The organism is Hoyosella rhizosphaerae (assembly GCF_014643175.1).
In the GTDB taxonomy this organism is placed as follows: Bacteria; Actinomycetota; Actinomycetes; order Mycobacteriales; family Mycobacteriaceae; genus Lolliginicoccus; species Lolliginicoccus rhizosphaerae.
Genome location: NZ_BMJH01000002.1, coordinates 105,366 through 118,170, shown reverse-complemented (window position 1 = coordinate 118,170; position 12,805 = coordinate 105,366). Strand labels below are relative to the sequence as shown.

Below are 12,805 nucleotides of genomic sequence, written 5' to 3'. Positions count from 1 at the left end.
GATAGCCGCGGTAGGGTGTGCGCAACCACAAACCTGTCGAGAAAGTGAGTGTGAATCTGCTGTGCTCGTCTCTTCTGCCAGCCGTCCTGCTTCGAACTGTGGCCTAGCAGCGAGTGCTTTGCTCATCGGAGTTATGGCCGTTGGTTGTGGTTCTGAATCAGATGCAACAGAATCTGCTGTAGTGCACGACGGCGACGGACCTGCAATCGTTCAAGCCACCAACATGGAGTTCTCACCGCACACCATCGTGATTGGTGTTGGTGACACCGTTGAGTGGTTCTTTAATGATGGACCCATCGAACACAATGTCGTGGGTGTGGGCGACTCAGCACCACAAGACTTCGCGAGCCCAATGGTGGCACTAGATTCGTGGTCCTACACGTTCACCGAGGCTGGTGAGTACGACTACGTGTGCACCATTCACCCGCAGAAAACTGGTCGCGTCATCGTTGAGTAGACCACTGCGTATCGCTCAACAGGTGCAAGCGCCAATTCGGCGGTAATCTCGCATTTGTGAATATAGGAGATAAGGCCCCGTCGTTTGCACTCCCCGACCAGTTCGGCACAGTTCGCTCACTCGATGAGCTACTGGTCGACGGACCGATTGTTCTGTTTTTCTACCCGGCAGCAAACACTCCCGTGTGCACCGCTGAAGCGTGCCATTTCCGCAACTTGTCTGCGGAGTTCGCCGCAGCGGGTGCGTCACGCATTGGGATCAGTGCCGATGCTGTAGAAACCCAAGCAGGGTTCGCTTCAAAACAGGGAATCGACTATCCCCTGCTGTCGGATATCGACGGGAGTGTGGCGCAGAAGTTCGGCGTTAAACGCGGAATCCTGGGCAAACTAGCGCCGGTCAAGAGGAAAACATTTGTCATCGACAAAGATCGTACGATTCTCGGAATCATCGCGGGAGAGTTCCGCGCCAACGTCCACGCGGACGAAGCCCTCGCGGTTCTCAACAATCGGGCGTGAAATGTGCTGTGGGTTGGTAGCCAGCACCACATGGCCACCAACCCACAGCATGTGTTTCACCGTCCGTAGATCGCGTTGATGTCCGCTTCGTGTTCCTTCATCACCACGTTGCGCTTCAGCTTCATCGAAGGCGTGAGTTGCCCCTGCTCGACGGTCCAGTCGCGCGCGATGATGTGATATTTGCGCACAGACTCCGCCTTCGAGACGGCCTTATTGCCGTATTGCACCGCTTCGTCGATCGCTGCGAGGAGATCCGGGTCTGTCAGCAGGTCAGTGACTGAACCCGTTTTTCCTTGCGTGGCCTTCCACGGCTCGAGCGCTTCTTCATCCACGGTGATCAACGCGCCGATGAAAGGTTCGTTGTCACCCACCACCATCACTTGGCTGACCAGTGCGTGCGCCCGAATCCGGTCCTCAATGACTGCGGGAGCCACATTCTTGCCCCCGGCGGTGACGATGATTTCTTTCTTCCGGCCTGTGATGGACAGGAATCCGTCCTCGTCCAGTGCGCCGATGTCGCCGGTGTGGAACCAGCCCTGCGGATCAATCGCGTCGTCAGTTGCTGCCTCATTGCGCCAGTAACCACCAAACACAATTGGGCCCTTCGCGAGAACTTCCCCGTCGTCAGCAATGCGAATCGTGGTGCCGGGTACTGGCTGGCCAACAGTGCCGATTTTCGCCCCGCGCGATGGATTGACGGTGATTGCAGCAGTCGTCTCAGTCAGGCCATAGCCTTCAAGTACGGTGAGGCCAATTCCTCGATAGAAGTGGCCCAACCTGCTACCGAGTGCGGAGCCGCCCGAGATGGCGTGGGTCGCACGCCCGCCGAGGCTCTTGCGCAGTTTCCGATACACAAGCGCACTGTAGAAGGACCTTTGCATCCTCAGCTTCGGGGTGAGAGTCCCGGTTTCGATGGCTTCGCTGTAAGCGATGGCGATGGTGACGGCGCGGGCGAAGATCTTGCCCTTGCCTGCAGCCTCAGCCTTCTGCGTCGCTGAGTTGTAGACCTTCTCGAAAACGCGTGGGACAGCCAGCAGGAAGGTTGGGCGGAATGCCGCGAAATCGTCGAGCAGGTTTTTCACGTCGGACGAGTGTCCCAGGGTCACGCCTTGGTACACGCTCGCAAGTTGAATGACTCGCGCAAAAACGTGCGCTAGTGGCAAGAACAGCAGCGTAGAGCAATTGGGGCGTTCGAAAATCTCGCCCAGTTGTGCGGTGACGTTCATGACTTCTGCGAGGAAGTTCTGATGTGTCAGCGCACAACCCTTGGGCCGACCTGTGGTGCCAGATGTGTAAATCAGGGTGGCAATCGACTCGGCATTGACGGTCGAGCGACGTGCCTCCACTACGGCTTCAGGAATGCCAACGCCGTTGCGGCGAAGCGACGTAAACGAACCGACATCGCCCGGTGGTGGCGCATCTTCGATCTGCCACACAGCATGCAACTGCGGCAAGTCTGGCTTCAGGTCAGCGACGACGCTCGACAGCTCAGGCGTTTCGGCAATACACGCCACTGCTCGCGAGTCTGACAAGATCCACTGCACTTGCTCAGCTGAGGACGTTTCATAGATGGGAACGGTGACAGCACCTGCGCTCCAGATGGCGAAGTCGACGAGTGTCCACTCGTACCGGGTGCGTGACAGTATCGCTACCCTGTCGCCTGGGTTGATACCCGCAGCTATGAAACCCTGCGCGATCTCCGTGACCTCATAGAGGAATTGTCCGGCGGTGACGTCGTGCCACTGGCTGCCGATGCGACGCCGAAACGAAACGTGGTGCGGGTCGTGTGCAGCGTTGTTGACGATGAAGTCAGTGAGATTGGCGTTGCGGTCTACTCGGGCGAGCGCCGGAGCGGTGAACTCACGCATGGGACGTCTCCTTTGGGGATTCTGTAATGGCGCGGATCGCGTCTTTGAGTTGAGAGAGTGTGGGGTTACGGTCGAAGCGCAGTGACCGAATTTCGTCGACCTGGTCGAAGAAGTGCGCAAGTGTCGCCCACGTCGTGGTTCGAGCGGCGCGGCCAGTGAGCACCCCGAGGTGGCCCCCCGGTGCGGTTTCGTATCGCACATACGGTGCCGAGGTCAGCAGATCCACAAGCGGGCGCACTGCCTTCTGCGGAGCTATGGCATCGCCGGTTCCTGCAACGACTAGGACAGGAACCCGGATGCGGGCGAGGTCGATACACCGGTCGCCTAAGTCAATATGGCCTTTGGCGAGCTGGTTCGCGCGGAAGACCAGTTGGTATAGCTGCGAGAATGCACGGCCGGGGTAGGCCGTCATGTGCTCAGTGAATGCGTCGACCGCTTCAAGTTGCGCCAAATATTCAGTGTCATCGAGGCGGGCGAGCATCGTGAATGGCTTGGTGATGTTCTTGGTGAGGCTCGTGAGTTGGAAGGCTCGCTTGACGAATGGGCGTGGCGCTCCACCGAGCATGCGGGCGGCATTCGTCAGAATCGCTCCGCGGGTGAGCGCTACAACGGGGCGTGCGGGCGCCACGATAGGTACTGCCGCAAAATCTACGGGTGTGCCGATTGTGGTGATCGACGCGATGGGCAGCGTGGGGAGGTCGGCTGCGGTGAGCAGACAGAATATGCCGCCGAGGCTCCAACTGACCAGGTGTACGGGCGCACCTCCCGCATCAATACTTGCCGCGTGAATCGCCTTGGGCAGGACATTGTGGATCCAGTGCTCTAATCCGAGGTTGCGCTGCGCAAAGGAGATTTGCCCGTAATCCACCACATACGTGCGTCGCCCCTGCTCGACTAGGTGCTCTGCCACGCTGCACCCACGGCGCAGATCAAAGCACGAATCAGGAACGGCAAGTGGTGGGACGAGGAGAACGGGAGCGTCGGTCGATTCCGTGCCTGGCTGCGCAGGCAGGTAGCGGTAGACCTGCCGCTGTGGGCCAGCGTCAATGAGCGTCCGGGGCATCGGGCGAAGGTCTGCGACGCCGTGGTACAGCGCCTTGTGACTCAGGTTTGCAGCGGCAAGGGGTATCCGCGCCGGGGAAAGTGGTGTCAAAACAGCCATGGGTAATCCTGGTGAAGTTGGTGATGAACGGAGGGCTAGTGGGTGGGGCGACCGGTGAAATCTTCCATCGTCTTGTAAACCCCGAGGACTCGTCCTGCAACGAAGTCGCGAACGCCCGTGGGCAGGAGACCCTTGAATGCTTCGCTGAGGAGCACCGTCTTCGGCATGATCACGAACGGGGCACCCTTCTTCATCTGCTTCCACACTTCACCCACTACTGCTTCGGGTTCGAGGATGGGAAGCAACGGTGCGGACTTAGCACCATCGAACATGCCGGTACTGATGTAGTACGGGCAGACTGTAGTGACTTTGACGTGGGAGTGGCCAGCTTGTTCAAGTTCGAGGCGCACGGAGTCTGACCACCCGACAGCGGCCCATTTGGATCCGCAGTACGACGCCATCCGTGGGTTTGCGGTGAGACCTGCGGCTGACGAAATGTTGATGACGCGGCATTCACCGTCGGCAGCGATCATGCCTGGCAGGAACTCGCGAGCGATAAACATCGGCGCGAGGGCATTGATTTTCATGGTGAAGGCGGTGTCTTTGTTGTTGTCAGTTTCCCAGAAGTAAGCGTTGCCCCGAACGACTCCGGCGTTGTTGAAGAGCACGTCGATGTCACCGACGTCGGCCCGAACTCGGGCTGCTGCTTCTTCGATTGCTTGCTGGTTGGAGACGTCGACGATGTAGGGAACAACATTTCCGCCGGCTGCGGTAAGTTCCGCCACTGTTTCAGCGAGTGCGGTGTCGTTGATGTCCCACAGCACTACTGTGGCGGCCTTTTCTTGTACCGCGAGTTGGGCATAGAGCTTTCCCATGCCCATCGCTGCGCCGGTGATCAGAACTTTTTTGGATTCGACATTTTTCATAGCGGATTGTGTCCTTGGGTAGTTGAGGTGTGTGGCGGCAGAGTGGGTGCGTGTCACCAGTGGATGCCGGGAAGCAGGCGCATCATCGTCTTAGCCGCGCGGGATAGTGGCTGGTCTTGGACGATGATGGAGGCTTTTGCGAGGAACTCTCCGCTGCGCGTAAGGCCACGATCGTTGGCTTCAGTCGTGGGTCCACCTTTTGCTGCGAGAGAGTCAGGGAAGACTTTGTATGCCTGGTGCATGATGCGGTCGACCACGCTTGGTGCGAATGTGTACAGCACCTCGCCGAATGTTCCCAAAGGGGTGGCGATTTCTTTGGGGCGCTTCACAAGTGCGCGAACCACCATGTCAGCGGCCTCGTCTGGCGAGAGCGTTGGGAAGGCGTCGTACATGGATGTCGGTGCGATCATGGGGGTGCGCACAAGCGGCATGTGGATTGTGGTGAATGTGACTCCTTCACCGACTGTTTCGCCTGCCACTACCCTGCTGAACGCATCGAGCGCTGATTTTGAGGCGACGTACGCGGAGAAGCGCGGGGTATTGGTTTGGACGCCGATCGACGAGATGTTGACGATGTGGCCGAATCCGTTGTTGGACATGTGCGGAAGTAGTCCGAGGATGAGCCGCACCGCTGCGAAGTAGTTGAGCGACATTGTGCGCTCGAAGTCGTGGAACCGGTCGTAGGACAGTTTGACTGAGCGGCGAATGGAGCGGCCTGCGTTGTTGACGAGCATGTCGATGCTGTCGTGTTCGCTGGTGAGTGTGTTGATGAGTTCTTCGACTGCGTCTTCGTCGGTGACGTCGCAGGTGTAGATGAATACTTCGCCGCCAGCTGCGACGATCTCGTCACGTACTTCGGTGAGTTTGTCGAGGCTGCGGGCGACGAGGATTGCGGTGCCGCCGGCTTCTGCAACCTTGTGCGCAGTGGCTGCGCCGATGCCTGATGAGCCGCCGGTGATGACGATTCGGCGACCAGCTAGTGGTTTGCCGTCGCTGCGGAAGTTTGCGTTGGCGAGAGTTTTCGTCGCCATGGTTTTGGCAGCCCGAGTCTTGGAGGCAAATGTTTCGGTGGTGAGACCGCTGATGGGGAGTTCGCTCCAGGTTTGAGTGAGCGAGCCGACGGGGTTGGTGAAGCTGAGGAATGCAGAGGGGGCGATGGTAGCCATGGGGTGCTCCTTGGGATGTGCGTGAGGGGTGATGTTCGTGAGGGTTTTGAGGGGACGACCGTGGCCCCAAGATCAGTGGTACTGCTGCGTACCGCGTTGGCCTAAGTATGGTACGACACAGTACCGTTTGACAAGTGGTGTTTGTCACAGTCGCATTTATGCAGGTAGGCGCAATTTTTCTGCTGGTTGATCTTGGATTCAAGAAGTTGCATCAGCAACAAACCGCTAGACTGGGTACCGACAAGTACCACCGCGCCGCGACTGGAAGGCACCATGGCCAACAACGCACGCACAAAATTGCTCGACGGACTAGCCATCACTGTCGCCACCAAGGGCTACTCAGCCACCACGATCGCCGACATCGTCGCCCACGCACACGTATCTAGGCGCACTTTTTACGAGCACTTTGCCGACAAGGAAGAATGCCTGCTGGCCTGCCACCACGAATTCAGCACAGCGCTCGTTGACACGCTGACGGAAGCCTCACTCAAGGGCGAAACGTCAGAAGAGCGAATCATCAACACAGTCACGACCCTGCTGGCCACGCTCCAAGCCCAACCCGCACACACCAAGACCCACTTCATGGAAATGCAGGCAGCAGGCGCCGAAGCCCGTCAAGCCCGCCGCCAAACGCAACGCTCACTCTCCGACCTTCTCCAGCAACTTTCCCAGCGCGGCAGCGAACGCAACCCCCACCTCACGCCGCTCGCACTACCCACCGCGACCGCAATCGTAGGCGGGATCAGCGAACTCATCCTTGAAGCAGCTGAAGCCGACGCGCTCCCCAGCCTCTCCGAGCTGCACCCCACGATCACCGGCCTGATTACCGCTGTTCTCATTCGCGCGTAATTCCGCGCATCGCAAACTTGTGGCGAATTCCGCACACCAGATGTACAAAACTCGCCACAAGTTGCCGCACCCCAAACATGCAAAAATGCCCGGCCGTGGTGCTGACCGGGCATTCGCGCGCTATGTTCTATCAGTCGGTTTCTGCGACTGCCTTAGCTAGTGCCGCTGCGATTTCGGCGACTGCGTCGGCATCATCTTCATCGACCTCTGGAAGCTCTTCCGCGTCTTCTTCCTCTTCGGGAGCGTCGACAACTGGGTTAGCTTCGTCGTCTACGACACCGTCTTCGTCTTCCTCAGCTGCCGGAATTGGCAGGATGGTGACCGTAGTCAGGTCGAGGCTACGTTCGCCGTCTACGCCGGAGATTCGAACTTCGGTGAAGTACTGATCGTCGCTGTCTTCGACGCCCTCGACGCCGTCAAGGACGATCACGACTGGCTTGTTGACGATGACGCCTTCAGCGCAGGTCGGTTCGCAGGTGTTGACCTGTTCGACACCGGTGCCGACGGCAATCTGGTCGTTCCACACAAGCCACGTAATGAAGTTGACCGCGTTGTTGTTGTCAGCGGGGGTCAGAATCAAGGCTTCTGGCTCTACCTGCGTGTTGCCCTCGGGATCAAGGACGACTGCAGAGATGACCTCTGGCGCGTTGGTGATAACGGCGGACTGGGCGATTCCGGTTGCACCAACTGTGAGCGCGGCTGCTGCTGAAGTAGCAACGAGTCCTTGAGTGAAAATCCGCTGAGCCTTCATGGTTCTCCCTTCGTTCCACCTTTGGGTGGGCTGTGACGGCCTGGAATTCCAAGCTGTGTGACACCAGTGTTGCATTGTTATAGAAGTTAACTAGTGTGATCTCAGGCGCGACCCTGAGCTGCGAAAACAGAAGTTTGTCTCTACCTGCACTTTAGGTTGAGGCCTTGCGCATCGATGTGGTCACCGACACCCCACAGTCATGCCAATTCGTGACCTCCCCGCGACGTGGCCGACATCAACTGCCGCCAAAAAGCATGATCGAATAGACCCCATGTCGACCCCACTCCCCCTCTACGACGCCATCCGCATGCGCCGCGACGTTCGCGCAGAATTCAACGGCTCAACGATCGCCGATGAAACACTTCGAAAAGTTCTTAACGCCGCACACAGCGCACCAAGCGTGGGCAACACCCAACCGTGGGATTTTGTCGTCATCCAAGACCCTCACCGCCTCGAACGATTCGCAACACACGTCGCGCAACGTCGGGACGCCTTTGCGCAATCGCTCCCAGCCGACCAACAGAAGGTATTCGCGAACATCAAAGTTGAGGGGATCCGCGAAAGTCGAACTGGAATCGTCGTGACGTACGACCCCACCCGCGGCGGCTCGCACGTTCTCGGGCGGCACACCGTCGAAGACACTGGTCTGTTCTCGGCCGTCCTCGCCATTCAGAACCTGTGGCTCGCAGCGACCGCCGAAGGAATCGGCGTGGGATGGGTGTCCTTTTATGACGAGCCCTTCCTCGCCGACTTCATTGGCGCTACACCACCCGTGCGCCCCATCGCGTGGTTGTGTGTCGGCCCCGTCGCCGAGTTCCAACAAACTCCTGATCTCGAACGATTCGGCTGGCGTTCACGGCGCCCCCTCGACGAAGCCATCCATTTCGATTCGCTACGCCAACCGGCAACCTGACGGGCCCAAATTAAACGATGGTGAAGTTTGCCATCATCGCCATATCCTCATGTTCGAGGTTGTGACAGTGCATGACGTAGCGGCCTCGGTAGGTATCGAACCGCATAATCAGTTCTGTCGTTTCCAACGGACCAAGATCCACTGTGTCTTTCAACCCGACGTCGGACGGTCGCGGCGCACCGCGGTTGCGAGACAGTACCTGGGCATGGGCAAGATGAACGTGAATGGGGTGGCCGGCTACCCCGGTGAAACGCCAAATTTCGATGTCTCCCCACCGTGGTCGTGCCCAGTCACGCTCAGTGTCGAATGGCAGTCCGTTGATCGTCCACCGGTGAGGAATGAAACCGCCTCCGCTCGACCGTGGCGCACCGTGGCCATGACCCGCACCAAACTGGAGTGCGAAGAAAAAGTCCCGGGTCCGCACTGCATCTTCGCGGCGGAACTTTTCTATCGTGCTGAGCCGTTGCGGAATGTTCGTCTCGTCCCGCTCCTGACGAACAACGTGGAATTGCATGATGGCGTCGGTGCTGCCGACCCCATACGTGTTGCGCACGGTCACCTTCGTGCCCACCGGATACTGCGAAAAGTCGAGTATTGAGTCGACTCGTTCGCCTGGGGCAACGGTGATGTCGTGGCGAGGAAGCGGATGTTCGAGCAATCCGGCATCGCTCCCGATTTGCGTGAACTCGCCACCGGGGTGCAGTTCTATTCGGTATGACCGCGCGTTGGATGCGTTGATCCACCGCAATCGGTATCTCGTTTGCGACACTTCGTGCGTGGGCCAGGGCGCCCCGTTGACAAGAATTACGTCTCCCAGCACACCCGCAAGGTATAGCGCTTCCACACCAGGGAAGCGCTGTTCCGGTGATAGCGCCGGGTATTTGAACTGTGCATCGCCGTCGAATGCACGATCAGCGAGAAGTAGTTCGAGGTCGCGGTCCCCTTCCGGCAGGGGAAGAGCGCGTTCCTCGTCGTCACTGACGATGTACGCACCAGCGAGACCTGCGTAGACGTTGGGGCCAGTGAAGTCCATGGCGTGGTCGTGGTACCACAAGGTTGCAGCGCGCTGTTGCATCGGATACTCGTAGCTGCGTTGGTGCACGGTCGTCGCGCCGGGCATCGTAGGTCCACGTACAGAGCCCGATGCCGGGAGAAGCAGGTCGGTGGGATATCCATCGTGCTCGGGTGGTGTTTGTCCACCGTGAAGGTGCATGACAGTGCCAATGTCGAGGTCGTTGCGCACCTGCACGCTGACGGGATTGCCGCGGTGTGCACGAATCGTGGGGCCCGGAAAAACGCCATCAAAGCCTGTGATTCGTGTACGCATACCCGGGATGATTTCCTGCTCACCAATACGTTGTGTGAATTGAACAACGGGCCCCACACGTTGCTGGGGCTGCGGCAGTGGAACAACGAAACGCGACGGAAGTGGCCTGTCGGAACGAACAAGTCCTGGAAGTTGGTTTGACGCCTGCGAGGCAGTTCGCGTTGTGACGGCGGTGAGGCCGGCGGCCGCGCCGACTACGAGCGCGCCACCTCCGAGACGGAGCAACTGGCGACGGTTCACGCAGACACCTCACTGTGTTAGACAACGTGTTCGACACGTAAGAATCTCACACGTAGCTCGATGATTCTCTCTGTGTTGCACAACGACTCTGCAACGTGTCAGCAATCCCTGGCGCAGATTGTGCGGTTCGTCGACAATTGCGGTATCGCGCAATAGGCAAGGTGGGACGGTATTCATGGATTCAGCGTCGATACAACCGGCTATGACGTTAAAACTCTTAACGCGCCTCGTCGCAGGAATGGTTGCGGTGTCGTTCGTCGCGGCTTGCTCATCAGATAACAATGATGAAGGCTCCGTTGAAGCTTCATTGGAGCAGCAGTCGCTTTACAACCAAGTGTGCGCTGATCTGAATCAGTCGCTGGCAGAGATGCAGATTGTGCACGACCAGGAAGGTTTAGGCCCGGTCAATCGGACCGAAGTTGCGGATGAATTCCTTCAATACATGCGCGACCCCACCGATTGGGTTGAGGAGTGGAACGCCACCTTTGACGACGATCGCATGCACCTCAATGCGGACGAGTTGGCTCAGTGGGATGAATTAACCACATCTGAGCGCGACACAATCGAACGAGCCACGCAGGACGCTGCCGCCGGTAGGTGCTGACGGTGCAGCGCGGGCGGACCTGGCCGGATTCACCTTTGAGGTTCCAACGGGCAACCGTCGCGGGGATACTGTTGTTTCTGGGCATATTCTCCCTAGCGCTGGTGGCGCTCGACGGCAATCCGTCCGCACGCATTGTTGCAGTGTTGGTTTTTGCGCCAGCGTGGGTTGTTATCTCAGCGGGTTTGATTCGCCGGGCCCGCACTAGGACAGACGATCCAGAACAAAGTTGGGCATGGCCCTGGGTGGCCCTCTTTGTAGTGCCGATACTTGTGTCTCTCACGCCACTGATGGGCGACGGCGAACAGTTCGCCAGGCTAGCTGGGGAACATTTCTTGTGGTTGTGCGCAGCTTTTCTTGCGTTGGCATATGCCACATACTTGCTTGTTATCAGCGTGCAGGGGGATGTAAGTTTCGCGGAAATCTCGTCCGTGGCGATCAAAGTGTTTCTTCCGCTGTGGATAGCCGCAATTTGTATCGTTGCGGCGAGTTGGCTGGTCGCGGGAGATCTTTCGTCGGCCTATATCGGCAAAGTGGTGGCAGTTGCTGCGTTAATCCCGTCCGTGTTGCTTGTCATATTGCATGTGCGGAGCGAGTAACCCACACGGGGCAAGAAATCGCCTAGGCTCAACCTGAGTGACACGCGTCATGTGGGTGTCACCCTGAGACAGGAGATGCAATGTCTGCATGTGGAATTTCTTTGGGCCGGGTTGTTGGCACTTCAATCGCCGCCGCTTCTGTCGGTGCGCTTAGCCTCCTTGGCGCTGGCGTAGCAACTGCCGACGAGGTTGAGCACGTTCAAATCGCGCACGGCGCATTGGATGTGTACGCAGTCGCAGGCGGCCCGTTTACTATCGTTGCGGCTACAAACGCCACGCCGGGATATGTCTGTAAAGCCACACCAGAAGGTTTCGCTTTGGGTGAGGCTGACGAGTACGGGCAGGCGATCGTGGGACCAACTGGTTTTGTTGCTTTGTCATTGGCGGATCATGACGGTGGGGAAATCACGGTGACGTGCGGACCTCGCTACTCAGAATGGGCTGTGGACGGCTCCGTCACACCGATGGTGTTGAGCTGATCCTCTCGGTCGCTCGCTGACGTAAGACCCCGTGCTGGCTCGCTTGCTGCCATACTCCACAAGGTAAGGGTTACCTACCATGAGAGGGTTGGCATGGCGCGCCAGCACGATTTTTTTCTCGCGACAGTGCATGAAGCAATTCGAATCACCCCGCATATGATGCGAATTCGATTCGGCGGTGACGAACTACAACACTTCACCACGAGCGGGAAGCCCGACGAACGGCTGGGCGTGTACTTCCCCCGCCAAGGCCAACGCGCACCACAACGACCCACAATCAGCGACGGCATCTGGACCTTCGAAGACTCAGACAACGAACCGGAAGTTCGAAGCTACACCGTCCGCAAAGTGTTGCACGACCAGCATGAACTTGTGCTCGACTTTGTCATCCACGATGGCGGCATAGCCTCGACATGGGCAGCATCAGCACAGCCCGGCGACATTGTAGGACTGTCATCAGCTGACGGGTGGTTTTCCCCACCTGCCAACACCGAGCACTACGTACTCATCGCGGATGCCACTGGGCTCCCCGCCGTGGGTCGCATCCTCGAAGAACTGCCCGCCGACAGCACAGCGACAGTCATCGTCGAAATTATTGACCCCCGTGATGCGCTCGAAGTCCAATCCGAAGCCACTGTCGACTACCGATGGCTTCCATACAGCGGCATGGGTACGTCGCCTTCTGCACTCCCTGATGCTGTCGAATCGCTCCCCCCACTCACTGAGACAAGCTACGTGTGGGTTGCGGCCGAAGCAGCAGCAACCCGCACAATTCGCAAACACCTCCGAGCAAGCCGTGGTGTGCCAAGCGCCCAGATGACCGTGCTCGGGTATTGGCGCGCCAACAAAGAAGACTTTGTCAGGCGATACGAGCCAGTCAAAGAAGCACTACTTGCGAAGTACAGCGCACTCGTCGACTCAGGATTCCAGGGTCAAGAACTTATCGATGCTTGGGATAATGAACTTGAACGCGCGGGCTTCTGACTCGCACCGGTCCGCTCGACGGCAAATC

At 58.4% G+C, this 12,805-nt stretch carries 14 protein-coding genes; 8 read left to right on the top strand and 6 right to left on the bottom strand.

Annotation, left to right across the window (positions count from 1 at the left end):
- The first annotated feature begins 133 nt into the window (after positions 1 to 133).
- Positions 134 to 457: a plastocyanin/azurin family copper-binding protein gene (locus IEW73_RS08705; protein WP_188673419.1), complete on the top strand. Its 324-nt coding sequence runs from the start codon at positions 134 to 136 to the stop codon at positions 455 to 457.
- Positions 458 to 513: 56 nt separating this feature from the next.
- Entirely contained in the window at positions 514 to 972 is a 459-nt protein-coding gene (locus tag IEW73_RS08700; RefSeq protein ID WP_188673416.1) for a peroxiredoxin, read from the top strand.
- A 56-nt stretch (positions 973 to 1,028) separates the two neighbouring features.
- On the opposite strand, the gene IEW73_RS08695 is transcribed toward IEW73_RS08700, so the two are convergent.
- From IEW73_RS08695 to IEW73_RS08680, 4 genes are read right to left on the bottom strand one after another with little or no spacing between them, the layout of a single operon-like run.
- Positions 1,029 to 2,840: an AMP-dependent synthetase/ligase gene (locus tag IEW73_RS08695; RefSeq protein ID WP_188673412.1), complete on the bottom strand. Its 1,812-nt coding sequence runs from the start codon at positions 2,838 to 2,840 to the stop codon at positions 1,029 to 1,031.
- A complete protein-coding gene (locus IEW73_RS08690) occupies positions 2,833 to 4,002 on the bottom strand; it encodes an alpha/beta fold hydrolase (protein ID WP_188673409.1) in 1,170 nt (389 codons plus the stop codon). Before IEW73_RS08690 ends, IEW73_RS08695 begins: the two co-directional genes overlap by 8 nt.
- A 35-nt stretch (positions 4,003 to 4,037) precedes the next feature.
- A complete protein-coding gene (locus tag IEW73_RS08685; protein WP_188673406.1) occupies positions 4,038 to 4,868 on the bottom strand; it encodes an SDR family oxidoreductase in 831 nt (276 codons plus the stop codon).
- 53 nt (positions 4,869 to 4,921) lie between these two features.
- The gene (locus tag IEW73_RS08680) at positions 4,922 to 6,034 is read right to left on the bottom strand and encodes an SDR family NAD(P)-dependent oxidoreductase (protein ID WP_188673403.1); all 1,113 of its coding nucleotides are present in this window, start codon (positions 6,032 to 6,034) and stop codon (positions 4,922 to 4,924) included.
- Between the two features lie 273 nt (positions 6,035 to 6,307).
- Between IEW73_RS08680 and IEW73_RS08675 the strand changes: the two genes are divergently transcribed.
- The gene (locus IEW73_RS08675; RefSeq protein ID WP_188673400.1) at positions 6,308 to 6,883 is read left to right on the top strand and encodes a TetR/AcrR family transcriptional regulator; all 576 of its coding nucleotides are present in this window, start codon (positions 6,308 to 6,310) and stop codon (positions 6,881 to 6,883) included.
- A gap of 130 nt (positions 6,884 to 7,013) precedes the next feature.
- Here the strand turns inward: IEW73_RS08675 and IEW73_RS08670 are convergent, their stop codons facing one another.
- On the bottom strand, positions 7,014 to 7,634 hold the full coding sequence (locus IEW73_RS08670; protein WP_188673397.1) for a hypothetical protein: 621 nt from the start codon (positions 7,632 to 7,634) through the stop codon (positions 7,014 to 7,016).
- A gap of 271 nt (positions 7,635 to 7,905) precedes the next feature.
- Here IEW73_RS08670 and bluB point away from each other — a divergent pair, with 271 nt between their 5' ends.
- Positions 7,906 to 8,547, top strand: a complete 642-nt coding sequence (gene bluB / locus IEW73_RS08665; protein ID WP_188674926.1) for a 5,6-dimethylbenzimidazole synthase — start codon at positions 7,906 to 7,908, stop codon at positions 8,545 to 8,547.
- Positions 8,548 to 8,557: 10 nt separating this feature from the next.
- On the opposite strand, the gene IEW73_RS08660 is transcribed toward bluB, so the two are convergent.
- Positions 8,558 to 10,114 carry a multicopper oxidase family protein gene (locus tag IEW73_RS08660; protein ID WP_188673394.1) on the bottom strand — a complete coding sequence of 519 codons (1,557 nt, stop codon included), beginning with the start codon at positions 10,112 to 10,114 and terminating at the stop codon, positions 8,558 to 8,560.
- Between the two features lie 175 nt (positions 10,115 to 10,289).
- Between IEW73_RS08660 and IEW73_RS08655 the strand changes: the two genes are divergently transcribed.
- The 4 genes from IEW73_RS08655 (at position 10,290) to IEW73_RS08640 (ending at position 12,777) form a co-directional block, all read left to right on the top strand.
- Positions 10,290 to 10,718 (top strand): hypothetical protein, encoded by a 429-nt coding sequence (locus IEW73_RS08655; protein WP_188673390.1) that lies wholly within the window; start codon positions 10,290 to 10,292, stop codon positions 10,716 to 10,718.
- 2 nt (positions 10,719 to 10,720) lie between these two features.
- Complete coding sequence (locus IEW73_RS08650; RefSeq protein WP_188673388.1) at positions 10,721 to 11,314, top strand: hypothetical protein; 594 nt, start codon at positions 10,721 to 10,723, stop codon at positions 11,312 to 11,314.
- A gap of 80 nt (positions 11,315 to 11,394) precedes the next feature.
- On the top strand, positions 11,395 to 11,793 hold the full coding sequence (locus tag IEW73_RS08645) for a hypothetical protein (RefSeq protein ID WP_188673384.1): 399 nt from the start codon (positions 11,395 to 11,397) through the stop codon (positions 11,791 to 11,793).
- Between the two features lie 93 nt (positions 11,794 to 11,886).
- The gene (locus IEW73_RS08640; protein WP_188673381.1) at positions 11,887 to 12,777 is read left to right on the top strand and encodes a siderophore-interacting protein; all 891 of its coding nucleotides are present in this window, start codon (positions 11,887 to 11,889) and stop codon (positions 12,775 to 12,777) included.
- Positions 12,778 to 12,805: the final 28 nt, after the last annotated feature.

Coding starts and splice junctions, on each gene's coding strand:
- IEW73_RS08655 (WP_188673390.1), top strand. CDS start 10,290: ATGGATTCAGCGTCGATACAACCGGCTATGACGTTAAAACTCTTAACG.
- IEW73_RS08670 (WP_188673397.1), bottom strand. CDS start 7,634: ATGAAGGCTCAGCGGATTTTCACTCAAGGACTCGTTGCTACTTCAGCA.
- IEW73_RS08705 (WP_188673419.1), top strand. CDS start 134: ATGGCCGTTGGTTGTGGTTCTGAATCAGATGCAACAGAATCTGCTGTA.
- IEW73_RS08690 (WP_188673409.1), bottom strand. CDS start 4,002: ATGGCTGTTTTGACACCACTTTCCCCGGCGCGGATACCCCTTGCCGCT.
- IEW73_RS08695 (WP_188673412.1), bottom strand. CDS start 2,840: ATGCGTGAGTTCACCGCTCCGGCGCTCGCCCGAGTAGACCGCAACGCC.
- IEW73_RS08640 (WP_188673381.1), top strand. CDS start 11,887: ATGGCGCGCCAGCACGATTTTTTTCTCGCGACAGTGCATGAAGCAATT.
- IEW73_RS08685 (WP_188673406.1), bottom strand. CDS start 4,868: ATGAAAAATGTCGAATCCAAAAAAGTTCTGATCACCGGCGCAGCGATG.
- bluB (WP_188674926.1), top strand. CDS start 7,906: ATGTCGACCCCACTCCCCCTCTACGACGCCATCCGCATGCGCCGCGAC.
- IEW73_RS08680 (WP_188673403.1), bottom strand. CDS start 6,034: ATGGCTACCATCGCCCCCTCTGCATTCCTCAGCTTCACCAACCCCGTC.
- IEW73_RS08675 (WP_188673400.1), top strand. CDS start 6,308: ATGGCCAACAACGCACGCACAAAATTGCTCGACGGACTAGCCATCACT.
- IEW73_RS08645 (WP_188673384.1), top strand. CDS start 11,395: ATGTCTGCATGTGGAATTTCTTTGGGCCGGGTTGTTGGCACTTCAATC.